The following is a 26450-nucleotide window of genomic DNA, read 5'->3' as shown; positions in this document are numbered from 1 at the left end:
CGGCATGCGATTGCAGGCCGCACTGAGATAACGAGGTAAACCGTGGCGAAAGCTCCAAAACGCGCATTTGTCTGTAATGAATGTGGTGCGGATTATCCGCGCTGGCAGGGCCAGTGTAGCGCCTGCCATGCCTGGAACACCATCACTGAAGTGCGTGGTGTGGCGGCTTCGCCGAGCGTGGCGCGCAATGAACGTCTCAGCGGCTATGCAGGCAATGCCGGTGTGGCGAAAGTGCAAAAGCTCTCGGATATCAGTCTGGAAGAACTGCCGCGCTTCTCTACCGGGTTCAAAGAGTTTGACCGCGTGCTCGGCGGCGGTGTCGTGCCAGGCAGCGCGATTTTGATCGGCGGTAACCCTGGAGCGGGTAAATCTACCTTACTCCTGCAAACGCTGTGTAAGCTCGCCGAACAGATGAAAACCCTGTACGTCACGGGGGAAGAGTCTCTGCAGCAGGTGGCGATGCGTGCTCACCGTCTTGGCCTGCCGACCGGTAACCTGAATATGCTTTCGGAAACCAGCATCGAGCAGATCTGCATGATTGCGGAAGAAGAGCAGCCGAAGCTGATGGTCATCGACTCCATCCAGGTGATGCATATGGCGGATATCCAGTCGTCGCCGGGCAGCGTGGCGCAGGTACGTGAAACGGCGGCCTACCTGACGCGCTTCGCCAAAACGCGCGGCGTGGCGATTGTGATGGTTGGCCACGTCACCAAAGACGGTTCGCTGGCGGGGCCGAAAGTGCTCGAACACTGTATCGACTGTTCCGTGATGCTCGACGGCGATGCCGATTCCCGCTTCCGCACCCTTCGCAGCCACAAAAACCGTTTTGGCGCGGTGAACGAACTGGGCGTATTTGCCATGACCGAGCAGGGGCTACGCGAAGTCAGCAACCCGTCGGCCATCTTCCTGAGCCGAGGTGATGAAGTCACTTCCGGCAGCTCGGTGATGGTGCTGTGGGAAGGAACGCGTCCGCTGCTTGTCGAAATTCAGGCGCTGGTCGATCACTCGATGATGGGCAACCCGCGGCGCGTGGCGGTAGGTCTGGAACAGAACCGTCTGGCGATCCTGCTGGCGGTGCTGCACCGTCATGGTGGCCTGCAAATGGCGGATCAGGATGTCTTCGTCAACGTGGTCGGTGGCGTTAAAGTTTCGGAAACCAGTGCGGACCTGGCGCTGCTGCTGGCGATGGTCTCCAGCCTGCGTGACCGACCGTTGCCGCAGGATCTGGTGGTCTTTGGCGAGGTTGGCCTCGCCGGGGAGATCCGTCCGGTGCCAAGCGGCCAGGAGCGTATCTCCGAAGCGGCAAAGCACGGCTTCCGTCGGGCGATTGTGCCAGCCGCCAACGTGCCGAAAAAAATCCCGGAAGGGATGCAGGTTTTTGGCGTGAAGAAACTCGCAGATGCGTTAAATGTCTTTGACGACTTATAATTACGTATTCGATTTTGCAGGAGGCACCGTAATTTATGTCATCATTTGACTACATCAAAACCGCAATCCGCCAGAAAGGCTGCACGCTGCAGCAGGTAGCGGACGCCAGCGGTATGACCAAAGGCTACCTTAGCCAACTGCTGAACGCCAAAATCAAAAGCCCCAGCGCGCAGAAGCTGGAAGCATTACACCGCTTTCTGGGGCTTGAATTCCCGCGTATGCAAAAGAACATCGGCGTGGTGTTCGGCAAGTTTTATCCGTTGCATACCGGGCACATCTATCTGATCCAGCGCGCCTGTAGCCAGGTCGATGAGCTGCACATCATCATGGGTTACGATGAAACCCGTGACCGCCAGCTGTTTGAAGACAGCGCCATGTCGCAGCAACCTACGGTGCCGGACCGTCTGCGCTGGCTGCTTCAGACGTTTAAGTATCAGAAAAACATTCGTATTCATGCCTTTAACGAAGAGGGGATGGAACCGTATCCGCACGGCTGGGATGTATGGAGCAACGGCGTCAAAGCCTTTATGGAAGAGAAGGGCATTACCCCGAACTGGATCTACACCTCCGAAGAGTCCGATGCGCCGCAGTTCCGCGAGCATCTGGGCATCGAGACGGTGCTGATCGATCCGAAACGCACCTTCATGAACATCAGCGGGGCGCAGATCCGCGAAAACCCGTTCCGCTACTGGGATTACATCCCCACTGAAGTAAAGCCGTTCTTTGTGCGCACGGTGGCGATTCTTGGCGGTGAGTCGAGCGGCAAATCAACCCTCGTCAACAAGCTGGCAAATATCTTCAATACCACCAGCGCGTGGGAGTACGGACGCGATTATGTCTTCTCGCATCTCGGCGGTGATGAGATGGCGTTGCAGTATTCCGATTACGATAAAATCGCCCTCGGCCATGCCCAGTACATTGATTTTGCGGTGAAATATGCCAACAAGGTGGCGTTTATTGACACCGATTTCGTCACCACTCAGGCGTTCTGTAAAAAGTACGAAGGACGCGAACATCCGTTTGTGCAGGCGCTGATTGACGAATACCGCTTCGACCTGGTGATCCTGCTGGAAAACAACACGCCGTGGGTAGCCGATGGGATGCGCAGCCTCGGCAGTTCAGTGGACAGGAAAGAGTTCCAGACCATGCTGGTGGAGATGCTTAACGAGAATAACGTTGAGTTCGTGCATGTGGAGGAGTCGGATTACGACTCCCGTTTCCTGCGCTGCGTCGAGCTGGTGAAGGAGATGATGGGGGAGCAGGGGTAATTCTTACCCCTCACCCTAACCCTCTCCCCAGAGGGGAGAGGGGATTGCACGGAGCTGTCTTTTCACCCTCGCCCCTTTGGGGAGAGGGCCGGGGTGAGGGGATAAAACCTCAATACTCAACCACCACTTTCCCGCGCATATGCCCTTCCAGCACCTTACGGTGCGCTTCAGTAATGTTTTCCACGCTCAGCCCGTGCAGCGTTTCGCTAAGCGAGCTTTCCACCACGCCATTTTCCACCAGCTTTGCCACTTCATTTAAAATCTCCCCCTGACGCGTCATGTCAGCAGTCTGGTACATGCTGCGGGTGAACATAAACTCCCAGTGCAGCGCGGCAGATTTGGATTTCAGCTTGCTTTGATCCAGCGGATGCTCATTCTCAACGATAGTGCAGATATGCCCCTGTGGTGCGATCAGCTCGCTGACGGCATCCCAGTGGCCGTCTGTGTCGTTGAGGATGAAGATATAATCCACAACGGCGATCCCCTGTTTTGCCAGTTCACCCTTCAGATCGCGGTAGTTCACCACCAGATCTGCACCGCGATCGCGACACCACTGAGCAGAATCTTCCCGCGATGCGGTGGCGATCACCTTCACCTGACTGTTGTGCTTCGCAAACGGGATCGCCAGCGATCCCACCCCACCCGCACCGCCGATGATCAGCAGCGTGTTGTCCGATCCGGCATTCTGAATGTTCAGCCGTTCAAACAACCCTTCCCAGGCGGTAAGCGCCGTTAATGGCAATGCAGCAGCGGCGGCCCAGCCGAGGTTTGCGGGTTTATGCCCGACGATGCGCGCATCAATCAACTGGTGTGTGGCATTGCTGCCAGGACGGGTGATATCGCCCGCGTACCACACTTCATCCCCCGCGTTGAATCCGGTCACGCTGGCTCCAGTGGCTTTGACAATACCGCTGGCATCCCAGCCGAGAATACGCGGATCTTTCAGCCCGTTTCTGGCGAGCCCGGCGTGTACTTTGGTATCTACCGGATTAACAGAGACGGCTTTCACCTCTACCAGCAGATCGTGCTCGCCAGGCTGCGGCATCGGCTGAGTGATTTCAACAAAAGTGACGGGATCAGCAGGGTTAACGGCAATGGCTTTAACTGACATAGGGTGCTCCTCAATGGAATGCGTTTTGTTGAGGCTAGTCTATTAAGTGGTCAGCTGCATGATAAGATGGACAATCAGGAACAAAGTGTTCGTACAGGATGAACAATCATGTTTAAACAGCTTCAGGATATGGCGCTGTTTGCGCTGGTGGCGGAGATGGGCAGTTTTACTGCGGCTGCGCAGAAGGCCGATTTGCCGAAATCCAGCGTCAGCCAGCGTATCAGCCAGCTTGAGCAGCAGGTGGGGCTACGGTTGCTCAATCGCACCACGCGCAGGCTCAATCTGACCTTTGCAGGTGAACATTATCTGGTGCACTGCCGGGAGATGCTGGCGGCTAGCGAACGGGCGGAGTACGCCATTCAACGCCTGCGTGACAATCCCAGTGGACGGCTTCGTATCACCTGTCCGGCAGGGATTGGCGCGACGCTACTGGCGCACCTGAATGCGGAATTTCAGCATCGTTATCCGGATGTTTCGCTTGATGTCTCAATTTCTGACGACGTGCTGGATCTGGTCGAATCCGGATTTGACGTGGCCCTGCGCACCGGCAAGCCGCAGGACTCCTCGCTGATTGGCCGCATAATCGGCCACTGCCCGCGCTACATGCTGGCCTCACCGGACTACCTCGCGCGCAGAGCGCCGCTGACGCATCCTCGTCAGCTGGTAGAGCACCGCTGCATTACCCACAAAGCCTGGTCAGAGTGGCTGCTGCGAAGTGACAGCGGGGATTACCGCTATCTGCCGGATAACGCCCATATGACGGATAACCTGGTGTACGCCCGTGAGTGTGCGATTGCCGGAGCCGGTATTACGTTGTTACCTGCATTCCTGCTGGAAGATAAGATTGAAAAGGGGATGCTGGTGCAAGTGCTGCCGGAGTGGAACGTTGAGGGAAACGATCTCTGGCTTGCCTACCCGAGCCGCAAGTTGAACTCGCCTGCGCTGATGAGCTATATCGAGTTTGCCATGCAGTTTGATGAGGTGAAGCGGTATTACGTGGGCAAATAAAAAAGCCGGGTGGCGTTCACGCTTACCCGGCCTACAAACAGCGCAGTACCGTAGGCCGGGTAAGGCGAAGCCGCCACCCGGCACTCAGGCACTTATTTTGCTATGCGCTTGTACTTAATACGCTTCGGCTCCAGCGCGTCTGCGCCCAGCGTGCGTTTCTTGTACTCTTCGTATTCGGTGAAGTTACCTTCGAAGAACTCCACTTTACCTTCGTCCTGGTAGTCCAGAATGTGGGTCGCGATACGGTCAAGGAACCAGCGGTCGTGCGAGATAACCATCGCGCAGCCTGGGAATTCCAGCAGGGCGTTTTCCAGTGCGCGCAGGGTTTCGATGTCGAGGTCGTTGGTAGGTTCATCGAGCAGCAGAACGTTACCGCCAACCTGCAGCAGTTTCGCCAGGTGCAGACGACCACGCTCACCGCCGGACAGCTCGCCCACGCGTTTGCCCTGGTCGGTGCCTTTGAAGTTAAAGCGGCCAACGTAAGCACGGCTTGGCATCTCGGTGTTGCCGATACGCATGATATCGAGACCGCCGGAGACCTCTTCCCACACGGTTTTGCTGTTATCCATCGCGTCGCGGAACTGGTCAACGGAGGCCAGCTTCACGGTTTCACCCAGGGTGATAGAGCCGCTGTCAGGCTGTTCCTGGCCGGACATCATGCGGAACAGGGTAGATTTACCCGCGCCGTTCGGGCCGATGATGCCGACGATGGCACCTTTCGGTACGGAGAAGGTCAGGTCGTCGATCAGCAGGCGGTCGCCGTAAGACTTACGCAGGTTGCTGACTTCAACCACTTTATCCCCCAGACGTGCTCCAGGTGGAATAAACAGTTCGTTGGTTTCGTTACGTTTCTGGTATTCGGTATTGTTCAGCTCTTCGAAGCGTGCCAGACGGGCTTTACCCTTAGACTGACGGCCTTTTGCACCCTGACGAACCCACTCCAGCTCTTTCTCAATCGACTTACGACGCGCCGCTTCCTGAGAGGCTTCCTGCGCCAGACGCTGATCTTTCTGCTCCAGCCAGGAAGAGTAGTTACCTTCCCACGGAATCCCTTCACCGCGGTCCAGCTCCAGTATCCAGCCAGCGACGTTGTCGAGGAAGTAACGGTCGTGGGTGATCGCCACCACGGTGCCTTCGAAGTCGTGCAGGAAGCGTTCCAGCCAGGCCACGGATTCTGCATCCAGGTGGTTAGTCGGTTCGTCGAGCAGCAGCATATCTGGTTTTTCCAGCAGCAGACGGCACAGCGCCACGCGACGGCGTTCACCACCGGACAGGTTTGCGATTTTCGCATCCCAGTCTGGCAGACGCAGGGCGTCAGCCGCGCGCTCCAGCTGCACGTTCAGGTTGTGACCGTCGTGTGCCTGGATAATCTCTTCATATTTGCCTTGCTGAGCGGCCAGTTTGTCGAAGTCCGCGTCCGGCTCGGCGTATTTGGCATACACTTCATCCAGACCTTTCAGCGCGTTAACCACTTCAGAAACCGCTTCTTCGACGGACTCACGCACGGTGTGTTCCGGGTTCAGCTGCGGTTCCTGTGGCAGGTAACCAATTTTGATGCCAGGCTGCGGACGGGCTTCACCTTCGATGTCTGTATCGATGCCGGCCATGATGCGCAGCAGGGTGGACTTACCGGCACCGTTGAGACCCAGAACACCGATTTTTGCGCCAGGGAAGAAGCTCAGCGAGATATTTTTAAGAATATGACGTTTCGGCGGAACCACTTTGCCGACACGATGCATGGTATAAACGAATTGAGCCACGTTGGACTTCGCCTCTTTTATCGTGATGAAAATAGTTAACAGCCCCGAAGTGTAGCCTTTTTCCTGCCCTAATCCCAGCCAGGAACGTCGGGAGTGTTAAAACGCGCAAGAAAGGTAAAAAAGTGTCCATGACGTGGCGCGTTGCCGGATGCCTGGTTAGCATAAGTTGATTAGACTTTGACGTGGCAAGACGCTGCAATTGACGAAAAAACAATGAGGAAGAGCTTGTGGAAAAAGCCAAACGGGTGGTCTGGCGTCTGCTGGCTGCCAGCGTATGCGTGATGGCGGTAAGCCAGGCGGCGCGTGCTGATTCACTGGACGAACAACGTAACCGCTACGCGCAAATCAAGCAGGCGTGGGACAACAAGCAGATGGATACCGTGCAGGCGCTGATGCCGACGCTGAAGGACTATCCACTGTATCCGTATCTGGAGTATCGCCAGATAACCGACGACCTGATGAACCAGCCGACGGTCACTGTTAATCATTTTATTCAGGCGAACCCGACCCTGCCGCCAGCGCGAACCCTGCAGTCTCGTTTTGTGAATGAGCTGGCGCGCCGCGAAGACTGGCGCGGCCTGTTGGCCTTCAGTCCGGAAAAACCGGGCACCACCGAGGCGCAGTGTAATTACTACTATGCAAAATGGGCTACCGGTCAGCAGGATGAAGCCTGGGCGGGAGCGAAAGATCTGTGGCTGACGGGCAAAAGCCAACCCAATGCCTGCGATCCGCTCTTTGGCGCATGGCGCGCGTCCGGCAAGCAAGATCCGCTGGCCTACCTTGAACGTATTCGTCTGGCGATGAAGGCCGGGAATACGCGGTTGGTTACCGTGCTGGCAGGGCAAATGCCGCCGGATTATCAGACCATCTCAACGGCCGTTATCCAGCTGGCTAACGATCCGAATACCGTGCTGACCTTTGCCCGCTCCACGGGCGCTACCGATTTCACCCGCCAGATGGCGGCAGTCGCCTTCTCCAGCGTGGCGCGTGACGATGTGGAAAACGCACGGCTGATGATCCCGCAGCTGGTGCAGGCGCAGCAGCTCAATGACGATCAAACTCAGGAACTGCGCGATATTGTGGCGTGGCGGCTGATGGGCACGGATGTGACCGACGAACAGGCCCGCTGGCGTGACGATGCAATTATGCGTTCAAACTCGACTTCGCTGGTGGAACGTCGCGTGCGTATGGCACTCGGTACGGGCGATCGTCGTGGGCTGAATACCTGGCTCGCGCGCCTGCCAATGGATGCCAAAGAGAAAGATGAATGGCGCTACTGGCAGGCCGATCTGCTGATGGAGCGGGGACGCGAGGATGAAGCGAAAGAGATCCTCCATTCGCTGATGCAGCAGCGTGGGTTCTACCCGATGGCAGCAGCGCAGCGGCTGGGTGAGGAGTACACTCTGAAGATCGACAAAGCGCCAGCCAATGCTAGCCCGGCGCTGACGCAGGGGCCCGAAATGGCGCGCGTGCGCGAGCTGATGTACTGGAACCTGGATAATACTGCGCGCAGCGAGTGGGCCAATCTGGTCACCAGCCGCACCACTGACGAGAAAGCCCAGCTTGCCCGCTACGCGTTTGATAACCACTGGTGGGATCTGAGCGTGCAGGCGACGATCGCCGGTAAGCTGTGGGATCACCTTGAGGAGCGTTTCCCGCTGGCTTACAACGATCTTTTCGGACGCTATACCCGCGGCAAAGATATCCCGCAAAGCTACGCCATGGCGATTGCCCGCCAGGAGAGTGCCTGGAACCCGAAAGTGCGTTCACCGGTGGGGGCCAGCGGTCTGATGCAAATTATGCCGGGTACGGCGACGCACACGGTGAAGATGTTTAATATTCCTGGTTACAGCAGCCCTTCGCAGCTTCTGGACCCGGATACCAACATCAACATTGGCACCAGCTACCTACAGTATGTTTATCAGCAGTTCGGCAATAACCGCATCTTCGCGTCGGCAGCGTATAACGCAGGGCCTGGTCGCGTGCGCACCTGGCTTGGCAACAGCGCCGGACGCATCGACGCGGTGGCGTTTGTCGAGAGCATTCCGTTTTCGGAAACGCGCGGTTATGTGAAGAACGTGCTGGCGTATGATGCCTACTATCGCTACTTCATGGGGCAGAAAGATACCCTGATGAGTGATGCGGAGTGGCAGAGACGTTACTGATCGGCGCGGGTTGTGTTATGCTGTACTCGCTAATGAGTACAAGAGGCAGCATGACATGACCCAGCATTCCCCGTATTCCTCGGCAATGGCCGAACAACGCAATCAGGAGTGGCTTCGTTTTGTGGAGCTGCTCCGCCAGTCCTATGAACAGGATCTGCATTTACCGCTTTTGCAACTGATGCTGACGCCCGATGAGCGTGAAGCGCTGGGCACGCGCGTGCGGATCATTGAAGAGCTTCTGCGCGGTGAGATGAGCCAGCGTGAGCTGAAAAACGAGCTGGGCGCGGGGATCGCAACCATTACCCGCGGCTCGAACAGCCTGAAGTCTGCGCCGGTTGAGCTGCGCCAGTGGCTGGAAGCGGTATTGCTGAAAAATGCCTGATGGCGCTACGCTTATCAGGCCTACAAATTACAATGACTCACCGTAAATCGCGTTATGGAACGGGCTTAACGCCAGGATAACCGCCTGGTGATATACGCCTGAGCGCGTCAGCTTGCCTGCGGTAAAGACACCAATCGCCCCTTCTTTACGGCCAATCGCATCAATGCCGGTGTACTGCGACATCACTGGCCCGAGTGCTTCACCCGCACGGACTTTGTTCAGGATGATCTCCGGCAGCGGCAGCGTGGCCGAGCGAGCTTCACCGCGCTGCTCGCGACTCTCGATAACGACCCAGCTAAAGGTCGCGCCTTCGTCGATTCCCGCTTCAATGGCGACCCAAAAGTCAGCATCTGGCGCAGCCGCTCTGGCATTCACCACGCGATTTCGTGCGCCAGTGCGCGTTTCCTCACTGCCAAACGGCTGTTCAGGAACGCCACTCTCGACGCCGATGGCGTCAATATGGCACGATCCTTCGCCGAAGATCTCTTCAAATGCCCTTAGAATTGCCTGAATTTTGGCAGGATTAGTGGTAGCAGAGACAACATGGTGCATAATTAAGCTCGATTCAAAAAAACTCATCGCAGTATAACGGAAAAAAAGCATGTTACAGGTATACCTTGTTCGCCACGGTGAAACGCAGTGGAACGCCGAGCGACGTATTCAAGGCCAGTCAGACAGTCCTCTTACCGAAAAGGGCGTGCAGCAAGCGTGGCAGGTGGCGGAACGCGCCAGAACGCTGGGCATCACGCACGTCATCTCCAGTGATTTAGGTCGTACACAGCAGACGGCGCGCATCATCGCCGACGCCTGTGGCTGCGACGTGATCCTCGAACCGCGCCTGCGCGAACTGGATATGGGCGTGCTGGAAAAACGCCACATCGACACGCTGACGGAAACGGAAGAAGGCTGGCGTCGCACGCTGGTGAACGGTACAGAAGATGGCCGCATTCCTGAAGGTGAATCCATGCAGGAGTTAAGCGTGCGTATGCATGCTGCGCTGGCCGAGTGTCTGAAGCTCCCGGCCGGTAGCCGTCCGCTGCTGGTGAGCCACGGTATCGCGCTGGGTTGCCTGGTAAGCACCATTCTGGGATTACCGGCTTATGCTGAGCGCCGCCTGCGTCTGCGCAACTGCTCAATTTCCCGTATCGATTATCAGGAAAGCGCGTGGCTGGCGTCTGGGTGGGTGGTGGAGATGGCAGGGGACATTTCGCATCTAGATGCCCCTGCGCTGGACGAACTGCAGCGTTAACGACGTACCGGAATTAACAATTCCATCCGCAGATTGATTGGGCCTTCTTCCGGTTTTGCATCGCTTGCCGGGTAGTAGCGCTCAATATCCTGACCTTTACGGCGATTCAGATTCAGCATTGGCATGCAGGTTCCGTAAACGGTCAGGATAAATTCCTGAACGCCCGTCCCCAGCCCTTCATACGAAAACATCACGTATTCGCCGCCTTCCAGCACGACCGGTTTCGATCCCTGAATGTAGCCATTCGCCATGTCTGGCGTGAGCGCGGTGGTGTAGAACACCTCCTGCTCATCGTCTTTTTCGTGGCTCGGATGCGTTTCGTTCAGGCCATACAGCAAAGGTGGGATCGCTGGTGCATGGCTGAGAAAATCACGCCAGAACTGAACGCGCATTTGATGACGAAACTCGGAAATTTGCTCCAGCGAGCAGGAATAACTCTGCGTCGTCCCGATAAGATGCGTTTCCGGCAGGGTGACCATTTCATATTTCGGCATCGCGAACTCGCCCAAACGCAGCGGCGGACGGATACCATATGAGCTCCAGTCAGGCGAGCGGCGATACAGCGCTGGCGTTAACGAGAACTGTTTCTTAAAGGCACGGGTGAAGGTTTGCTGCGAATCGAAACGGTACTGCAGGGCAATATCCAGAATGGGACGCGCGGTCAGACGCAACGCCACAGCCGATTTTGACAGACGACGCGCGCGAATGTAGGCACCGATAGCATGACCGGTGACATCTTTGAACATCCTTTGCAGATGCCACTTGGAATAGCCTGCTTTTGCCGCCACATTATCCAGTGACAAAGGCTGGTCGAGATGACCTTCCAGCCAGGTTAGCAGGTCGCGAATAATTCCAGCCTGATCCATATACTATCCTCATCCTTAAAACAGCAGGTGCCTGATAACAGGTTAGCGGATAATAGCATTTTTTGATGTTTTAGCATTCAGTGTTTTTTTTGCTCATTAATGCTTTTTGCAGTGCATTATGGGCGAATATATTCTAATCCTGTGATCTTGCTACATTTTTGTCTAAAGTGTTGAATAATCGCCCAGTGCAATTTTAAAGAATGGTAACAATATGAAATACAAGACATTGCTCTTTACAGCCTTGCTGCTGTTGGTTGGCCGCGCGGCACAGGCGGAACAGATTGGTTCCGTCGATACCGTGTTTAAAATGTTCGGCCCGGACCACAAAATCGTGGTGGAAGCATTCGACGATCCGGATGTGAAAAACGTCACCTGCTATGTTAGCCGGGCGAAAACAGGTGGCATTAAAGGCGGACTCGGGTTGGCTGAAGACACCTCCGATGCGGCGATTTCATGCCAGCAGGTCGGTCCGGTTGAGCTGAGCGACAAAATCAAAAACGGTAAAGCACAGGGGGACGTGGTGTTCCAGAAACGGACTTCTCTGGTCTTTAAGAAGCTGCAGGTGGTACGCTTCTACGATGCCAAACGCAACACGCTGGCCTATCTGGCCTATTCCGACAAAGTGGTGGAAGGTTCGCCGAAAAACGCGATTAGTGCCGTGCCGATTATGCCGTGGCGAGAATAAAAAAAACGGCGCAAAAGCGCCGTTTTTAATGTGTGATGTGCGGGATTACTCCTGCAGGTCACCGCAGAAACGATAGCCTTCGCCATGGATAGTGGCGATGATTTCTGGTGTATCCGGCGTAGATTCAAAATGCTTACGAATACGACGGATGGTCACGTCTACGGTGCGGTCATGAGGCTTCAGCTCGCGACCGGTCATTTTCTTCAGCAGCTCTGCACGGGACTGAATTTTGCCCGGATTTTCGCAGAAGTGCAGCATCGCGCGGAATTCACTGCGCGGCAGTTTGTACTGCTCACCGTTCGGGCTAATCAGCGAACGGCTATTGATATCAAGTTCCCAGCCGTTGAATTTGTAGCTGTCTACGCTACGACGCTCTTCGCTGACCGTACCCAGATTCATGGTGCGGGACAGCAGGTTGCGGGCACGAATGGTTAACTCGCGTGGATTGAACGGCTTGGTGATGTAGTCATCCGCGCCGATTTCCAGGCCAAGAATTTTATCAACTTCGTTGTCACGGCCCGTCAGGAACATTAATGCGACGTTCGCCTGTTCACGCAGTTCGCGCGCCAGCAGAAGGCCGTTTTTGCCCGGCAGGTTGATGTCCATAATGACCAGGTTGATATCATTTTCAGAAAGGATCTGATGCATCTCTGCGCCATCGGTCGCTTCAAAGACATCGTAGCCTTCTGCTTCGAAAATGCTCTTTAACGTGTTGCGTGTTACCAACTCGTCTTCAACGATAAGAATGTGCGGGGTCTGCATGTTTGCTACCTAAATTGCCAACTAAATCGAAACAGGAAGTACAAAAGTCCCTGACCTGCCTGATACATGTCGCAAATTAACATGATCGGCCTAACGTGACTAAAGTACGTAATTGCGTTCTTGATGCACTTTCCATCAACGTCAACAACATCATTAGCTTGGTCGTGGGTACTTTCCCTTTGGACCCGACAGTGTCAAAAACGGCTGTCATCCTAACCATTTTAACAGCAACATAACAGGCTAAGTGACACCAGACACCCAATAAAACTACGCTTCGTTGACATATATCAAGTTCAATTGTAGCACGTTAACAGTTTGATGAAATCATCGTAGCTGAATGCTAGCCTTTGTCACAAATTTTCAATAAACCAACTAGTTGCGGGCCTTGATTGATAAACGATGCGAATCCAATCAGAAATGACTATTCATACAGTCATTATCATTACAAAACATAAGGATAATGAACCTTTGTTAACATTCTAACTGATTGTTCAGCCACACAATAGTTTAGCGTTTTTAAATTGTTATGAAACGCTATTTCGGTGATTTGTGTTGCAATTTTGTAAATTCGTGCTGCGTAATATGTTGAAGCGCATCACATTTTTACCCGCTAACTGTTTAAAAAGAGAGCATAAATGCATCTGTCGATTGTGCTGGTGGCCCCAGCAAGAGCCGAAAATATAGGCGCTGCGGCGCGTGCCATGAAGACCATGGGTTTTACCGATTTACGTATTGTGGACAGCACGGCGCACCTGGAACCTGCGGCACGCTGGGTGGCACACGGGTCGGGAGATATTCTCGATAATATAACCACTTACGCTACGCTTGCTGACGCGCTGCACGATATTTCGTTTACCGTGGCGACCACCGCGCGCAGCCGGGCGAAGTTTCATTACTACGCCACGCCTGCGGAACTGGTGCCCATGTTGAGTGAGAAAAGCCAGTGGCTGACGAAAGCCGCGCTGGTGTTTGGTCGCGAAGATTCGGGGCTTACCAATGAGGAGCTGGAACTTGCCGACGTGCTGACGGGCGCGCCAATGGTGGCTGATTATCCGTCGCTGAATTTAGGCCAGGCGGTCATGGTGTATTGCTATCAATTAGCATCCTTAATACAAATTCCGCAGCCGCACGCTGCCGGTACGGACGAAAATCAGCTGGCCGCGCTGCGCGCTCGCGTGGAGGATCTGTTATCGCGACTGGGCGTGGCGGACGATCAGAAAATGGCGGACTGGTTGCAACAGCGTCTCGGACGGCTTGAACAACGCGACACGGCGATGCTGCACCGTTTGCTGCATGATATCGAAAAAAAATTAGCCGAGTAAAATGCTGCCATACGTTTTTACTATGGCGTAACCGTCTAATGCTAAGGGTTGCTTTTGGGGGATTCGGATGAAAATAAATCCTGAGACAGCGGGACGTGAGAGCGTCCCGAATTGTGATCAAATTAAAAATTCATTGACTTAAGGTGCCCGATCCTTTAACCCTAAAAGAATACAGCACAGACAGATAATAATGACAGAGTACACAACATCCATGAAACGCATCAGCATCACCACCATTACCACAACCATCATCATTACCACAGGTAACGATGCGGGCTGACGCGTACAGGAAAAACAAAAAAAGCCCGCACCTGAACAGTGCGGGCTTTTTTTTCGGCTAAAGGAAACGAGGTAGAACCATGCGAGTGTTGAAGTTCGGCGGTACATCAGTGGCAAATGCAGAACGTTTTCTGCGTGTTGCCGATATCCTGGAGAGCAATGCCAGGCAGGGGCAGGTTGCTACCGTGCTTTCTGCCCCGGCGAAAATCACGAACCATCTGGTGGCGATGATTGAAAAAACCATCGGTGGTCAGGATGCACTTCCGAACATTAGCGACGCTGAGCGCATTTTCACAGAGCTGCTTCAGGGGCTGGCAGAGGCACAGCCTGGCTTCCCGCTTGCACAGCTGAAAGCCTTCGTTGAGCAAGAATTTGCCCAGATCAAACACGTGCTGCACGGTATCAGCCTGCTTGGCCAGTGCCCGGACAGCATCAACGCGGCGCTGATCTGTCGCGGTGAGAAACTCTCGATTGCCATCATGGCTGGCCTTCTTGAAGCGCGTGGCCACAACGTGACGGTGATCGATCCGGTTGAAAAACTGCTTGCAGCAGGACACTACCTCGAATCCACCGTCGATATTGCCGAATCGACCCGCCGCATTGCCGCGAGCAAAATTCCGTCAGACCACATGATCCTGATGGCGGGCTTTACCGCCGGAAACGAGAAGGGCGAACTGGTGGTGCTGGGCCGTAACGGCTCTGACTACTCTGCTGCCGTACTGGCTGCGTGTTTACGCGCAGATTGTTGTGAGATCTGGACTGACGTCGACGGTGTATATACCTGCGACCCGCGCCAGGTACCGGACGCCAGGCTGCTGAAGTCGATGTCGTATCAGGAAGCGATGGAGCTTTCCTACTTCGGCGCTAAAGTGCTTCACCCTCGTACCATCTCCCCAATTGCCCAGTTCCAGATCCCTTGCCTGATTAAAAACACCGGTAACCCACAAGCCCCAGGTACGCTGATTGGTGCCAGCACCGATGAAGATGGTCTGCCGGTGAAAGGTATCTCCAACCTGAATAATATGGCGATGTTCAGCGTCTCCGGTCCGGGCATGAAAGGGATGGTCGGCATGGCGGCGCGTGTTTTTGCGGCCATGTCCCGCAACGGTATCTCGGTGGTGCTGATCACCCAGTCTTCTTCTGAATACAGCATCAGCTTCTGCGTGCCACAAGGCGACTGCCTGCGCGCGCGCCGTGCGCTGGAAGAAGAGTTTTACCTGGAGCTGAAAGAGGAGCTGCTGGAGCCGCTCTCTATTCAGGAGCGTCTGGCGATCATCTCTGTGGTTGGCGATGGGATGCGCACGTTGCGCGGTATCTCCGCCAAATTCTTTGCCGCACTGGCGCGGGCCAACATCAACATCGTGGCGATTGCGCAGGGCTCGTCCGAGCGTTCTATTTCTGTGGTGGTCGATAACGACGATGCGACCACTGGCGTGCGAGTGGTGCACCAGATGCTGTTCAACACCGACCAGGTGATTGAGCTGTTCCTGATTGGCGTGGGCGGTGTGGGCGGCGCACTGCTGGAGCAGGTTAAGCGTCAGCAGGAGTGGCTAAAGAAGAAACATATTGATCTGCGCGTGTGTGGTATCGCGAACTCAAAAGCGTTGCTGACCAACGTTCACGGTCTGAACCTGGAAAACTGGCAGGCCGAGATGAGCGAGGCAAAAGAGCCGTTCAACCTGGGCCGTCTGATTCGCCTGGTGAAAGAGTATCACCTGCTCAATCCGGTGATTGTCGACTGTACCTCGAACCAGGCGGTGGCCGATCAGTACGCCGACTTCCTGCGCGAAGGGTTCCACGTGGTGACGCCAAACAAAAAGGCCAACACGTCGTCGATGGATTACTATCACCAGCTGCGCCTGGCGGCGAGCAAGTCGCGCCGCAAGTTCCTGTATGACACCAACGTCGGTGCAGGTCTGCCGGTGATCGAGAACCTGCAAAACCTGCTGAACGCGGGCGATGAACTGCAGCGTTTCTCCGGCATTCTTTCTGGCTCGCTGTCGTTTATCTTTGGCAAGCTCGATGAAGGGATGAGCCTGTCTGAAGCGACCCGTGCGGCGCGTGAGCTGGGCTACACCGAGCCCGATCCGCGTGACGATCTCTCCGGGATGGACGTGGCGCGTAAGCTGCTGATCCTGGTGCGAGAAACGGGTCGTGAACTGGAGCTTTCGGATATCGTGATTGAGCCGGTACTGCCAGTTGAATTTGATGATAGCGGTGATGTCAGTACCTTTATGGCGAATTTAGCGCAGCTCGACGACGCCTTTGCTGCCCGCGTAGCGAAAGCCCGTGATGAAGGTAAGGTATTGCGCTATGTTGGCAATATTGAAGAAGATGGCGTGTGCCGTGTGAAGATTGCCGAAGTGGATGGCAACGATCCGCTCTACAAAGTCAAAAACGGCGAAAACGCCCTGGCGTTTTACAGCCACTATTATCAGCCATTGCCGCTGGTGCTTCGCGGCTATGGCGCAGGGAATGATGTGACGGCAGCGGGTGTGTTTGCCGATCTGCTGCGTACCCTGTCATGGAAGTTAGGAGTTTAACATGGTGAAAGTTTATGCCCCGGCTTCCAGCGCCAATATGAGCGTCGGATTTGATGTGCTGGGTGCGGCGGTCACGCCGGTGGATGGTTCGCTGCTGGGCGATACGGTAACGGTAGACGCGGCGGATAGCTTCAGCCTGAATAACGTTGGCCGCTTCGCCAGCAAACTGCCGTCCGACCCGCGCGAGAATATCGTTTATCAGTGCTGGGAGCGTTTCTGTCAGGAGATCGGCAAAAACGTGCCGGTCGCCATGACGCTGGAAAAAAGTATGCCGATCGGCTCCGGTCTGGGCTCCAGCGCCTGCTCCGTGGTTGCCGCGCTGGTGGCGATGAATGAGCACTGTGGTAAGCCGCTGAACAATAACCGCCTGCTGGGGCTGATGGGCGAGCTGGAAGGGCGGATTTCAGGCAGCATTCATTACGACAATGTCGCGCCGTGTTTCCTCGGTGGTATGCAGTTGATGATTGAAGAAAATGGCATCATCAGCCAGCAGGTGCCAGGGTTTGATGAGTGGCTGTGGGTGCTGGCGTATCCGGGCATTAAGGTTTCGACCGCGGAAGCGCGTGCGATCCTGCCTGCGCAGTATCGCCGCCAGGACTGTATCGCCCACGGGCGTCACCTGGCGGGCTTTATTCACGCCTGCTATACCCGTCAGCCACAGCTGGCGGCGAAACTGATGAAAGACGTCATTGCCGAGCCGTACCGCACGAAGCTGCTGCCCGGTTTTAACGAGGCGCGGCAGGCATCACTGGATATTGGTGCGCAGGCGTGCGGCATCTCCGGCTCCGGCCCGACGCTGTTCGCCCTGTGCGATAAGCCAGACACCGCCCAGCGTGTGGCGGACTGGCTCTCTAAACACTACCTGCAAAATCAGGAAGGCTTTGTTCATATTTGCCGTCTGGACACGGCTGGCGCACGAGTACTGGGATAAATAATGAAACTTTATAATCTGAAAGATCATAACGAGCAGGTCAGCTTCGCGCAGGCGGTGACTCAGGGACTGGGCAAAAATCAGGGACTATTCTTCCCGCATGACCTGCCGGAATTCCATCTGACTGACATTGATGCCCTGCTGAAACAAGACTTTGTCACCCGAAGCACCAAAATTCTCTCCGCGTTTATTGGTGACGAAATCCCGCAGGAGCTGCTGGAAGAGCGCGTGCGTGCGGCGTTTGCTTTCCCGGCACCGGTTCAGCAGGTGGAGCCCGACGTAGGTTGTCTTGAGCTGTTCCACGGCCCAACGCTGGCGTTCAAAGATTTCGGTGGCCGCTTTATGGCGCAGATGCTGACCCACATCAGCGGCGACAAGCCGGTGACCATCCTGACCGCCACTTCCGGTGATACCGGTGCGGCTGTCGCCCATGCGTTCTACGGCCTGAAAAACGTCCGCGTGGTGATCCTTTATCCGAAAGGTAAAATCAGCCCGCTGCAGGAAAAACTGTTCTGCACGCTTGGTGGCAACATTGAAACTGTGGCGATCGACGGCGATTTCGATGCCTGCCAGGCGCTGGTTAAGCAGGCCTTCGATGACGAAGAGTTGAAGGTGGCGCTGGGCCTGAACTCCGCAAACTCCATTAACATCAGCCGTCTGCTGGCGCAGATCTGCTACTACTTCGAGGCGGTGGCGCAACTGCCGCAGGAAGCGCGTAATCAACTGGTGATCTCCGTACCAAGCGGAAACTTCGGTGACCTGACGGCGGGCCTGCTGGCGAAATCGCTCGGTCTGCCGGTAAAACGCTTTATCGCGGCGACCAACGCCAACGACACCGTGCCGCGCTTCCTGAAAGAGGGTAAATGGGCACCGAATGCCACCCAGGCGACGCTTTCTAATGCCATGGACGTGAGCCAGCCAAACAACTGGCCGCGTGTGGAAGAACTCTTCCGCCGTAAGGTCTGGCGTCTGGGCGATCTGGGCTACGCTGCGGTAACGGATGAAACCACCAAAGCGACCATGCGCGAGCTGAAAGCGGTAGGGTACACCTCTGAACCCCACGCGGCGATTGCTTATCGCGCGCTGCGCGATCAGCTTAATCCGGGGGAATATGGGCTGTTCCTCGGCACCGCTCATCCGGCGAAGTTCAAAGAGAGCGTAGAAAAGATTCTGGGTGAAACGCTGCCATTGCCGAAGGAGCTGGCCGAGCGTGCCGATCTCCCGCTGCTGTCTCATGAACTACCGGCAGACTTTGCCGCGCTGCGTAAGCTGATGATGACGCGCGCGTGATTTTTGTCGGGTGGCGGCTACGCCTTACCCGACCTACAACGGCTCAGAACGTAGGCCGGGTAAGCGCAGCGTCACCCGGCAACAGCAGTACTGTACCGCGAGGCCGGGTAAGGCGAAGCCGCCACCCGGCTTTTTTGTGGAGAAATTAAGGAGAGAAAAAGCAGGAAAAAAGCAGAAATTCTCAATAAATGCGGTCACTTAGCGTTTAGGATTGCAGAGAATAACATCTTCGGTTCCCCTCACGTAATCTCCTTACATCGGCCCACGTTGGGTAAGAATAATAAGGAGTCACCTATGTCTACACTGAAACCTGCACTCATCGCGCTTTCACTGATGCTGGTCGCTCCCATGGCGGTACAGGCATCTGAAATCACCCTCGTGCCTGCGGTAAAACTGCAGATTGGCGATCGGGATAATAACGGACACTACTGGGATGGCGGCCGCTGGCGCGACCATGACTGGTGGAAGGCTCACTATGACTGGCGCGACAACCACTGGCGTCCGCATGATGAGCATCGTAAACACGATAATCGCCATAACGATCGCCACGACGATCATCGTCCTGGTCCGGACTGGAAACACCATTAATGCACACCCCGCCAGCCGGCGGGGTTTTGTTTTTACTGCTCGTGGCGCTTAAACACCAGCTCGCCTTTCCCCGACGCTTCTTCGTCAAAGAAATAACCTTCGCTGTTAAACGCGGTTAACTGCTCAGGCTTTGTCAGGCGGTTTTGAATGATGTAACGGCTCATCAGCCCGCGCGCTTTTTTGGCGTAGAAGCTGATCACTTTGAATTTACCGTTTTTCTCATCCAGGAAGACCGGCTTGATGATCTCCGCGTTCAGCTTTTTCGGCTTCACTGACTTGTAGTATTCGTCGGACGCCAGATTGATCACCACATTATCGCCCTGGGCCTGCAGCGCTGCGTTCAGTTTGTCGGTGATGATATCGCCCCAGAAATGGTACAGATCTTTACCTTTGGCGTTTTCCAGGCGGATGCCCATCTCCAGACGGTACGGCTGCATCAGGTCCAGCGGACGCAGCACGCCATACAGACCTGACAACATACGCAGATGCTGCTGAGCAAAATCGAAATCCGCTTCGCTAAACGTCTCTGCCTGCAGGCCGGTATAAACGTCCCCTTTAAACGCCAGAAGCGCCTGACGGGCATTGTCTGGCGTGAAGTCCGGGTGCCACTCATGGAAGCGGGTGGCGTTCAGATCCGCGAGTTTGTCGCTGATGCTCATCAGCGAGGCAATTTGCGGCGCAGAAAGTTTACGCGCCTCGTGGATCAGCTGTTGCGAATAATCCAGCAGTTCAGGCTGGGTATAGCGTTCGGTGGCGAGCGGGCTCTGGTAGTCGAGCGTTTTTGCAGGTGAAATCAGAATCAGCATATCCAGTCCTTGCAGGAAATTTAGAGCGATTTTAACAAAAAATCGCCCGCAATTGATCGATAGCTGTTATTGCCGTGGCAAATCATCCCATGCGCCGGGCGCGATTTGTGACTCAATTTCAGGATAACGTGAAGCATCAAACACCGGCTGAATGCCAAGTTTGCGCTGGCGAAGATAATCCTGAGCAATAAGCGTGACCACCGGCGAGAGCAGCAAAATTGCCGTCAGGTTGGTGATCGCCATCAGCGCCATAATCACATCCGCCAGTTGCCAGACCAACGGCATGCTGAGCAGGGAGCCTGCCATAACCATCGCAATGACGCCCGCCCGAAGCAGGCTACGGGTATAACGTGAGTCTAACTTCAGGAAAATAAGGTTATTTTCGGCGTAAATGTAGTTCACCGATATCGAACTAAAGGCAAACAGCCCCACGATAAGTGAGACGAAGCCTGCGCCCCAGCTACCGGCAAGATTGACCAGCGCCTGCTGAACCAACTGGATGCCCACCGTGCCGGACGGATGCTCAACGGGACCGGCCAGCAGCACAATCATGGCGCTGGCGGAGCAGATGATAATAGTATCCGTAAAGACGCCGATCATCTGTACAATCCCCTGCGCAGCCGGGTGAGGGGGCCACGATGCGGCGGTGGCTGCGGCATTCGGTGTCGAGCCCATCCCCGCTTCATTGGAGAACATTCCCCGCTGGAAACCGGCCGTCAGCGCCTGGCTAAGGGTATAACCCAGCGCGCCTGACGCCGCTTCCCGCCAGCCAAAGGCACTCTTAAAGATGGTGGCAATCACGCCTGGCACCTGGTCAATATTGAGCACGGTCACTAACAGGCTGGCGGTAACCCAGAGCAGCGCCATGATGGGGACAAGCCACTGCATCAGGCGGGCAACGCCCCTGAGACCGGTAGAAACCGTAATGAGGGTGAAGACGGCTAACACGGCACCGGTTACCCACTCCGGGCACGCAAAGGCGTAGCGCAGGGCATGTGCGACAGAGTTGGCCTGCACGGTATTAAAAATAAGACCGTATGCGACGAGCAGAAACAGCGAGAACAGGACGCCCATCCAGCGCATCCCCAGCCCGCGTGCCATATACCAGGCCGGACCGCCGCGAAACTGGCCATTTTTGTCCTTCTCTTTATAGAGTTGTGCGAGCGAACATTCGGCAAACGAGGTCGCCATGCCGATAAGTGCCGTAACCCACATCCAGAAAACGGCTCCCGGCCCCCCGGCGCTGATGGCGAGCGCCACGCCCGCCAGATTGCCGCTCCCGACGCGCGCGGCGAGGCTGGTACACAGTGCCTGGAATGAGGTTAACCCACCCGGTTGCGGGGTGATGCTGTTTTTCAGACTTTTGCCAAACTTACGGATATAACGAAACTGGATAAAACCACTGCGCAGCGTGAACCATATACCTGCTCCCAGTAGCAGATATATCATGATCGAACCCCAGAGGATTTCATTAATAAAGGAAAGGAAATCAGGCATTAACGTCCCTCTTGTTGATGCCAAAGTGAATATGTAAGCGCTACCACTGATTGAGCATGCTGTTACTTAGCAGCCTGTTAATATTCTGAGTTTATCATACTCTGCCTAAGCGCACTGTCTGCGGTTGCGCTACCCCTGTGTCGTGTTATCATCTGGGCAGACCGGTTACATCCCCCTAACAAGTAAACCTGTCATTTTTCCGCTGCAGGCATGCTGTCGGTAGCGTGAATTATCCAGGGCACGTTAAAAGAGAAACACTATCATGACGGATAAATTGACCTCCCTTCGTCAGTTCACCACTGTCGTAGCTGACACCGGAGATATCGCGGCAATGAAGCTGTACCAGCCGCAGGATGCCACAACCAACCCTTCTCTGATCCTTAACGCCGCGCAGATCCCTGAGTATCGCAAACTGATCGACGACGCTGTGACCTGGGCGAAAGCGCAGAGCAACGATCGCGCGCAGCAGGTTGTGGATGCAACTGACAAACTGGCAGTGAACATTGGTCTGGAGATCCTGAAACTGGTTCCGGGCCGTATCTCTACCGAAGTGGATGCGCGCCTCTCCTACGACACCGAAGCCTCTATCGCGAAAGCAAAACGTCTGATCAAACTGTACAACGATGCGGGCATCAGCAACGACCGTATCCTGATCAAACTGGCCTCTACCTGGCAGGGCATTCGCGCGGCTGAGCAGCTGGAAAAAGACGGTATCAACTGTAACCTGACGCTGCTGTTCTCCTTCGCGCAGGCGCGTGCATGTGCTGAAGCTGGCGTATACCTGATTTCGCCATTCGTTGGCCGTATTCTGGACTGGTACAAAGCTAACACCGATAAGAAAGAGTACGCGGCGTCTGAAGATCCAGGCGTGGTTTCCGTGACGGAAATCTACGAATACTACAAACAGCACGGCTATGAGACTGTGGTTATGGGCGCGAGCTTCCGTAACATCGGTGAAATCATTGAGCTGGCTGGCTGTGACCGCTTGACCATCGCCCCTGCGCTGCTGAAAGAGCTGGCGGAAAGCGAAGGCGCGATCGAGCGTAAACTGTCTTACACCGGTGAAGTGAAAGCGCGCCCTGAGCGCATCACGGAATCCGAGTTCCTGTGGCAGCACAACCAGGACCCAATGGCGGTAGACAAACTGGCGGACGGTATCCGTAAGTTTGCTATCGACCAGGAAAAACTGGAAAAAATGATCGGCGACCTGCTGTAATCATTCTGCGTGACCGGGCTCCCGGTCACGCGACTTCTTTCGTACTCTGTCTGAATTTCCCCTCTGCGTGTATCATTCCCTTTAATCAGTATTTTTTGAATGGAATGACTATGAATACCTTACGTATCGGCTTAGTGTCGATTTCTGACCGCGCCTCCAGCGGTGTTTATCAGGATAAAGGCATCCCCGCTCTGGAAGCGTGGCTGGGCAGTGCGCTGACTACTCCGTTTGAGATCCAGACCCGTCTGATCCCTGACGAACAGCCGATCATCGAACAAACGCTTTGTGAACTGGTGGATGAGATGAGCTGTCACCTGGTGTTGACGACCGGTGGAACGGGGCCCGCGCGTCGTGATGTGACGCCGGATGCTACGCTGGCGATTGCCGACCGTGAAATGCCGGGCTTCGGTGAACAAATGCGCCAGATCAGTCTGCACTTTGTTCCAACCGCTATCCTCTCCCGTCAGGTCGGTGTGATCCGCAAACAGGCGTTGATCCTGAACCTGCCGGGCCAGCCGAAGTCGATCAAAGAGACGCTGGAAGGGCTGAAAGCGGAAGATGGCAGCGTGATCGTGCATGGGATCTTTGCAAGTGTACCGTATTGTATACAGCTACTGGACGGCCCGTATGTGGAAACCGACGATAAGGTCGTAGCAGCATTTCGTCCGAAAAGCGCACGCCGCGAGACAATCTCCTGAAATTAACAAATATGTGACATTAGCTGCAACCGCAGTAGCGTGTGGAGCGTTTTACGGTATAGTAATTTTTTCTTTACGATTGCTGTAAAAATAAATCCACAACACACGCAAAATGGTTCGCTATGTCACATTACACCCGACCTCTGAATCGGCAGGATTATAAAACCCTTACGCTCGCAGCACTTGGCGGGGCGCTGGAGTTTTATGATTTCATCATCTTTGTCTTCTTCGCCGCCGTAGTGGGAGAACTTTTCTTCCCGGCGGATATCCCGGAGTGGCTACGCCAGGTCCAGACCTTCGGCATTTTTGCCGCCGGGTATCTGGCGCGTCCGCTCGGCGGTATTATCATGGCGCACTTTGGCGATCTGGTCGGGCGTAAGAAGATGTTTACCCTCAGTATTCTGCTGATGGCCGTGCCGACGCTGGCTATCGGCCTGCTGCCGACCTACGCGTCGATGGGCATTATTGCGCCGTTACTGCTGTTGCTGATGCGTATCCTTCAGGGCGCGGCGATTGGCGGTGAAGTGCCGGGCGCGTGGGTGTTTGTGGCCGAGCACGTTCCGGCTCGCCGCATCGGTATCGCCTGCGGAACTTTAACGGCGGGGCTGACCGTCGGGATCTTACTGGGGTCGGTGGTGGCGACGATTGTGAACACCAGCATGACGCCACAGGCCGTGCACGACTGGGGCTGGCGTATCCCGTTCCTGCTGGGCGGGGCGTTTGGCCTGGTGGCGATGTATTTGCGACGCTGGCTGCAGGAGACCCCCATTTTCCTTGAGATGCAGCAGCGTAAAGCGCTGGCGCAGGAGCTACCGGTAAAAGCGGTAGTGGTAAGCCATAAGAAAGCCGTGGTGGTATCGATGCTGCTTACCTGGCTGCTGTCGGCGGGGATCGTGGTGGTGATTTTGATGTCACCCGTCTGGCTGCAAAAGCAGTACGGTTTCGCGCCTGCGGTGACGCTGCAGGCCAACAGTATCGCCACCATCATGCTCTGCTTTGGCTGCCTCACCGCCGGACTGGCCGTTGATCGAATCGGCGCAAGCCTTACCTTTATCGTCGGCAGTCTTTTACTGGCGGCATCAAGCTGGGCGTTCTACCACCTGGCGGGCAGCCACCCTGAACAGCTGTTCCTGCTGTATGGTGTGGTGGGGCTGTGCGTCGGCGTAGTGGGTGCAGTACCTTATGTGATGGTGCGCGCATTCCCGCCGGAGGTACGCTTCACCGGCATTTCATTCTCTTACAACGTGTCGTATGCCATCTTTGGCGGACTGACGCCGATCGCGGTCACGATGCTGATGGGCGTTTCACCGATGGCACCGGCCTGGTACGTGCTGGCGCTCTCGTTGATGGGGCTGGTGTTGGGCATCTGGCTGCGTCAGAAACCGGTGGAAGCCCCCGTTCTGGCCGGATAACAGGGCAGGCCGGGTCAGGCGAAGCCGCCACCCGGCTTATCGGTTAGTGCGAAGGGGTATAGCTCAGGATAATATTGTCATCCGGAATCGCGGTGAAGCGGGTGATAATGGTGTGGTAATCCGCCTGCGGATCAACATCCTTAAACTGTGTCGGATAGAAGATTTTGCTCAGCATCTCGATGGCTATGATGTTGTACGGGTTGTTGTAGAAGTGGTGGTAGAGCGCACCGGTATGACCTTCGGCCACTGCCGGAATACTGGCTACGCCCTGACGTGCCAGTAAGGCATTGAACGCCGCCGTCACATCGTCTGCCGGGACATTGTAGCCAAACGGGATCACCGCCGTGCCTTTACCCGGACGTTTAGAGCCGGTCATCAGATAGTAATCCGGGTTCATTGAGATAATTTTTTCCACTGAGATATTCCCGGTCGCCCCTGGCAGCAGCTGAGAGCCGATGTTGATACCACCTGCGGCTTCGACCAGCCCACCCCAGCCGTTACGCGCATGGGTGAAGCAGCAGCCATTATCCAGCCCGCCAACACCGGCAATCGGTTCGATAAAGACCAGCGGCTTTTTACTGACGTTTGCCAGCCGCTGGTGGATTTTATCCAGCCGTTGCTGATAGAAATCACTATACGCCTGTGCGCGGTCGCTCTGGCCTAACACCTTACCCAGCAGAGCAATACCTGGCAGGGTGTTCTCCACCGGGTGCAGTTCGTAATCAACAAACACTACCGGAATATGCAATGCCTCAAGTTTTTCCAGCACGCCGGTTTGTACCAGCGATGGCTTAGCGCGAAGCTGGGCGATCATCAGGTCAGGCTGGCGGGAGATAACGGTTTCGAGATCCACATTGCCCTGGTCGGAAAACTGCATATCGAGGATCTTTTCCGCTTCCGGCCATTTACGCTTCAGCACATTCCAGCTTTCGGAGTCCTGTTTTTTGGGCAGGTTGTTCCATGCCACCACTTTGGCGAACGGGTTATCGCGCTCCAGCAAGGCGAGAGCAAAAATATCACGTCCGTCCTGCAGGATGATGCGCTGCGGTTCGTGCTCAATGGTGACCGTGCGGTTGTCGAGATCCTTGACCGTCACCGGCCAGTTTTGCGCCTGGGCGAGTAAAGGTGAAAGTAACAATGCCAGCCCACCCGCAGCGGCGATGATTTTCTTTAGCGTCATGTTT

The 26450-nt window shown here is 55.4% G+C and carries 25 protein-coding genes and 1 other annotated feature; of the genes, 17 read left to right on the top strand and 8 right to left on the bottom strand.

Features of this window, described 5'->3' with window-relative positions; genetic code table 11:
* Positions 1-42: 42 nt before the first annotated feature.
* Both radA and nadR read left to right on the top strand, forming a co-directional pair.
* Complete coding sequence (gene radA / locus ABGB15_RS18100) at positions 43-1428, top strand: DNA repair protein RadA (RefSeq protein ID WP_152083372.1); 1386 nt, start codon at positions 43-45, stop codon at positions 1426-1428.
* Between the two features lie 35 nt (positions 1429-1463).
* Positions 1464-2696 (top strand): multifunctional transcriptional regulator/nicotinamide-nucleotide adenylyltransferase/ribosylnicotinamide kinase NadR, encoded by a 1233-nt coding sequence (nadR, locus tag ABGB15_RS18095; protein WP_152083373.1) that lies wholly within the window; start codon positions 1464-1466, stop codon positions 2694-2696.
* Positions 2697-2805: 109 nt separating this feature from the next.
* Here the strand turns inward: nadR and ABGB15_RS18090 are convergent, their stop codons facing one another.
* Positions 2806-3807, bottom strand: a complete 1002-nt coding sequence (locus tag ABGB15_RS18090) for a zinc-binding alcohol dehydrogenase family protein (RefSeq protein WP_215723356.1) — start codon at positions 3805-3807, stop codon at positions 2806-2808.
* 108 nt (positions 3808-3915) lie between these two features.
* Between ABGB15_RS18090 and ABGB15_RS18085 the strand changes: the two genes are divergently transcribed.
* The gene (locus tag ABGB15_RS18085) at positions 3916-4815 is read left to right on the top strand and encodes a LysR family transcriptional regulator (RefSeq protein WP_215723355.1); all 900 of its coding nucleotides are present in this window, start codon (positions 3916-3918) and stop codon (positions 4813-4815) included.
* A gap of 92 nt (positions 4816-4907) precedes the next feature.
* Here the strand turns inward: ABGB15_RS18085 and ettA are convergent, their stop codons facing one another.
* The gene (ettA, locus tag ABGB15_RS18080) at positions 4908-6575 is read right to left on the bottom strand and encodes an energy-dependent translational throttle protein EttA (protein WP_032649883.1); all 1668 of its coding nucleotides are present in this window, start codon (positions 6573-6575) and stop codon (positions 4908-4910) included.
* Positions 6576-6802: 227 nt separating this feature from the next.
* On the opposite strand from ettA, the gene sltY reads away from it, so the two are divergent.
* Both sltY and trpR read left to right on the top strand, forming a co-directional pair.
* Positions 6803-8740, top strand: a complete 1938-nt coding sequence (gene sltY, locus ABGB15_RS18075; RefSeq protein WP_152083376.1) for a murein transglycosylase — start codon at positions 6803-6805, stop codon at positions 8738-8740.
* A gap of 55 nt (positions 8741-8795) precedes the next feature.
* Positions 8796-9122, top strand: a complete 327-nt coding sequence (trpR, locus tag ABGB15_RS18070) for a trp operon repressor (RefSeq protein ID WP_152083377.1) — start codon at positions 8796-8798, stop codon at positions 9120-9122.
* 27 nt (positions 9123-9149) lie between these two features.
* On the opposite strand, the gene yjjX is transcribed toward trpR, so the two are convergent.
* Positions 9150-9674, bottom strand: coding sequence for an inosine/xanthosine triphosphatase (gene yjjX / locus ABGB15_RS18065; RefSeq protein ID WP_215723354.1), 525 nt, complete (start codon positions 9672-9674; stop codon positions 9150-9152).
* A gap of 49 nt (positions 9675-9723) precedes the next feature.
* Here yjjX and gpmB point away from each other — a divergent pair, with 49 nt between their 5' ends.
* Positions 9724-10371: a 2,3-diphosphoglycerate-dependent phosphoglycerate mutase GpmB gene (gpmB, locus tag ABGB15_RS18060; protein WP_152083379.1), complete on the top strand. Its 648-nt coding sequence runs from the start codon at positions 9724-9726 to the stop codon at positions 10369-10371.
* Here gpmB and robA read toward each other — a convergent pair.
* Positions 10368-11237: an MDR efflux pump AcrAB transcriptional activator RobA gene (gene robA, locus ABGB15_RS18055; RefSeq protein WP_152083380.1), complete on the bottom strand. Its 870-nt coding sequence runs from the start codon at positions 11235-11237 to the stop codon at positions 10368-10370. The genes gpmB and robA overlap by 4 nt on opposite strands.
* A gap of 211 nt (positions 11238-11448) precedes the next feature.
* Here robA and creA point away from each other — a divergent pair, with 211 nt between their 5' ends.
* A complete protein-coding gene (creA, locus tag ABGB15_RS18050) occupies positions 11449-11922 on the top strand; it encodes a protein CreA (RefSeq protein ID WP_152083381.1) in 474 nt (157 codons plus the stop codon).
* A gap of 45 nt (positions 11923-11967) precedes the next feature.
* Here creA and arcA read toward each other — a convergent pair whose 3' ends face one another.
* Positions 11968-12684 (bottom strand): two-component system response regulator ArcA, encoded by a 717-nt coding sequence (gene arcA / locus ABGB15_RS18045; protein WP_003856501.1) that lies wholly within the window; start codon positions 12682-12684, stop codon positions 11968-11970.
* A gap of 95 nt (positions 12685-12779) precedes the next feature.
* On the opposite strand from arcA, the gene yjjY reads away from it, so the two are divergent.
* The 7 genes from yjjY to ABGB15_RS18010 all read left to right on the top strand — a co-directional run bounded on the left by yjjY (position 12780) and on the right by ABGB15_RS18010 (position 19637).
* Positions 12780-12920 (top strand): protein YjjY, encoded by a 141-nt coding sequence (yjjY, locus tag ABGB15_RS18040; protein WP_001541509.1) that lies wholly within the window; start codon positions 12780-12782, stop codon positions 12918-12920.
* 399 nt (positions 12921-13319) lie between these two features.
* Positions 13320-14006 carry a tRNA/rRNA methyltransferase gene (locus ABGB15_RS18035; protein WP_152083382.1) on the top strand — a complete coding sequence of 229 codons (687 nt, stop codon included), beginning with the start codon at positions 13320-13322 and terminating at the stop codon, positions 14004-14006.
* 211 nt (positions 14007-14217) lie between these two features.
* Entirely contained in the window at positions 14218-14286 is a 69-nt protein-coding gene (thrL, locus tag ABGB15_RS18030) for a thr operon leader peptide (protein WP_015572623.1), read from the top strand.
* Positions 14225-14341, top strand: a sequence feature (Thr leader region). Its footprint overlaps the gene before it by 62 nt.
* A 24-nt stretch (positions 14342-14365) precedes the next feature.
* Positions 14366-16828 (top strand): bifunctional aspartate kinase/homoserine dehydrogenase I, encoded by a 2463-nt coding sequence (thrA, locus tag ABGB15_RS18025; protein ID WP_215723353.1) that lies wholly within the window; start codon positions 14366-14368, stop codon positions 16826-16828.
* Position 16829: 1 nt separating this feature from the next.
* Positions 16830-17759 (top strand): homoserine kinase, encoded by a 930-nt coding sequence (gene thrB / locus ABGB15_RS18020; protein WP_152083384.1) that lies wholly within the window; start codon positions 16830-16832, stop codon positions 17757-17759.
* Between the two features lie 3 nt (positions 17760-17762).
* Positions 17763-19049, top strand: coding sequence for a threonine synthase (thrC, locus tag ABGB15_RS18015; RefSeq protein ID WP_369064253.1), 1287 nt, complete (start codon positions 17763-17765; stop codon positions 19047-19049).
* Positions 19050-19343: 294 nt separating this feature from the next.
* Entirely contained in the window at positions 19344-19637 is a 294-nt protein-coding gene (locus tag ABGB15_RS18010; RefSeq protein WP_152083386.1) for a DUF2502 domain-containing protein, read from the top strand.
* Between the two features lie 32 nt (positions 19638-19669).
* Here ABGB15_RS18010 and yaaA read toward each other — a convergent pair whose 3' ends face one another.
* Positions 19670-20443, bottom strand: coding sequence for a peroxide stress protein YaaA (gene yaaA, locus ABGB15_RS18005; protein ID WP_152083387.1), 774 nt, complete (start codon positions 20441-20443; stop codon positions 19670-19672).
* A 66-nt stretch (positions 20444-20509) separates the two neighbouring features.
* Complete coding sequence (locus ABGB15_RS18000; RefSeq protein WP_215723352.1) at positions 20510-21940, bottom strand: sodium:alanine symporter family protein; 1431 nt, start codon at positions 21938-21940, stop codon at positions 20510-20512.
* A 262-nt stretch (positions 21941-22202) separates the two neighbouring features.
* Between ABGB15_RS18000 and tal the strand changes: the two genes are divergently transcribed.
* From tal to ABGB15_RS17985, 3 genes are all read left to right on the top strand, one after another.
* Positions 22203-23156 carry a transaldolase gene (tal, locus tag ABGB15_RS17995; RefSeq protein WP_152083389.1) on the top strand — a complete coding sequence of 318 codons (954 nt, stop codon included), beginning with the start codon at positions 22203-22205 and terminating at the stop codon, positions 23154-23156.
* Positions 23157-23266: 110 nt separating this feature from the next.
* On the top strand, positions 23267-23854 hold the full coding sequence (gene mog, locus ABGB15_RS17990) for a molybdopterin adenylyltransferase (RefSeq protein ID WP_152083390.1): 588 nt from the start codon (positions 23267-23269) through the stop codon (positions 23852-23854).
* A gap of 122 nt (positions 23855-23976) precedes the next feature.
* A complete protein-coding gene (locus ABGB15_RS17985; RefSeq protein ID WP_215723351.1) occupies positions 23977-25266 on the top strand; it encodes an MFS transporter in 1290 nt (429 codons plus the stop codon).
* 43 nt (positions 25267-25309) lie between these two features.
* Here ABGB15_RS17985 and ABGB15_RS17980 read toward each other — a convergent pair whose 3' ends face one another.
* Complete coding sequence (locus ABGB15_RS17980; protein ID WP_215723350.1) at positions 25310-26446, bottom strand: ABC transporter substrate-binding protein; 1137 nt, start codon at positions 26444-26446, stop codon at positions 25310-25312.
* Positions 26447-26450: the final 4 nt, after the last annotated feature.

Source organism: Enterobacter sp. MALB-1 (assembly GCF_041021625.1).
Classification (GTDB): domain Bacteria; phylum Pseudomonadota; class Gammaproteobacteria; order Enterobacterales; family Enterobacteriaceae; genus Enterobacter; species Enterobacter oligotrophicus.
This window is presented reverse-complemented; position numbering and strand designations above follow the sequence as displayed.

What these genes read in the sequence shown, in the direction of transcription:
- nadR (WP_152083373.1), top strand. Translation starts at nt 1,464, where the DNA reads ATGTCATCATTTGACTACATCAAAACCGCAATCCGCCAGAAAGGCTGC.
- ABGB15_RS18090 (WP_215723356.1), bottom strand. Translation starts at nt 3,807, where the DNA reads ATGTCAGTTAAAGCCATTGCCGTTAACCCTGCTGATCCCGTCACTTTT.
- ABGB15_RS18085 (WP_215723355.1), top strand. Translation starts at nt 3,916, where the DNA reads ATGTTTAAACAGCTTCAGGATATGGCGCTGTTTGCGCTGGTGGCGGAG.
- trpR (WP_152083377.1), top strand. Translation starts at nt 8,796, where the DNA reads ATGACCCAGCATTCCCCGTATTCCTCGGCAATGGCCGAACAACGCAAT.
- yjjX (WP_215723354.1), bottom strand. Translation starts at nt 9,674, where the DNA reads ATGCACCATGTTGTCTCTGCTACCACTAATCCTGCCAAAATTCAGGCA.
- gpmB (WP_152083379.1), top strand. Translation starts at nt 9,724, where the DNA reads ATGTTACAGGTATACCTTGTTCGCCACGGTGAAACGCAGTGGAACGCC.
- robA (WP_152083380.1), bottom strand. Translation starts at nt 11,237, where the DNA reads ATGGATCAGGCTGGAATTATTCGCGACCTGCTAACCTGGCTGGAAGGT.
- creA (WP_152083381.1), top strand. Translation starts at nt 11,449, where the DNA reads ATGAAATACAAGACATTGCTCTTTACAGCCTTGCTGCTGTTGGTTGGC.
- arcA (WP_003856501.1), bottom strand. Translation starts at nt 12,684, where the DNA reads ATGCAGACCCCGCACATTCTTATCGTTGAAGACGAGTTGGTAACACGC.
- ABGB15_RS18035 (WP_152083382.1), top strand. Translation starts at nt 13,320, where the DNA reads ATGCATCTGTCGATTGTGCTGGTGGCCCCAGCAAGAGCCGAAAATATA.
- thrA (WP_215723353.1), top strand. Translation starts at nt 14,366, where the DNA reads ATGCGAGTGTTGAAGTTCGGCGGTACATCAGTGGCAAATGCAGAACGT.
- thrB (WP_152083384.1), top strand. Translation starts at nt 16,830, where the DNA reads ATGGTGAAAGTTTATGCCCCGGCTTCCAGCGCCAATATGAGCGTCGGA.
- thrC (WP_369064253.1), top strand. Translation starts at nt 17,763, where the DNA reads ATGAAACTTTATAATCTGAAAGATCATAACGAGCAGGTCAGCTTCGCG.
- ABGB15_RS18010 (WP_152083386.1), top strand. Translation starts at nt 19,344, where the DNA reads ATGTCTACACTGAAACCTGCACTCATCGCGCTTTCACTGATGCTGGTC.
- yaaA (WP_152083387.1), bottom strand. Translation starts at nt 20,443, where the DNA reads ATGCTGATTCTGATTTCACCTGCAAAAACGCTCGACTACCAGAGCCCG.
- ABGB15_RS18000 (WP_215723352.1), bottom strand. Translation starts at nt 21,940, where the DNA reads ATGCCTGATTTCCTTTCCTTTATTAATGAAATCCTCTGGGGTTCGATC.
- tal (WP_152083389.1), top strand. Translation starts at nt 22,203, where the DNA reads ATGACGGATAAATTGACCTCCCTTCGTCAGTTCACCACTGTCGTAGCT.
- mog (WP_152083390.1), top strand. Translation starts at nt 23,267, where the DNA reads ATGAATACCTTACGTATCGGCTTAGTGTCGATTTCTGACCGCGCCTCC.
- ABGB15_RS17985 (WP_215723351.1), top strand. Translation starts at nt 23,977, where the DNA reads ATGTCACATTACACCCGACCTCTGAATCGGCAGGATTATAAAACCCTT.
- ABGB15_RS17980 (WP_215723350.1), bottom strand. Translation starts at nt 26,446, where the DNA reads ATGACGCTAAAGAAAATCATCGCCGCTGCGGGTGGGCTGGCATTGTTA.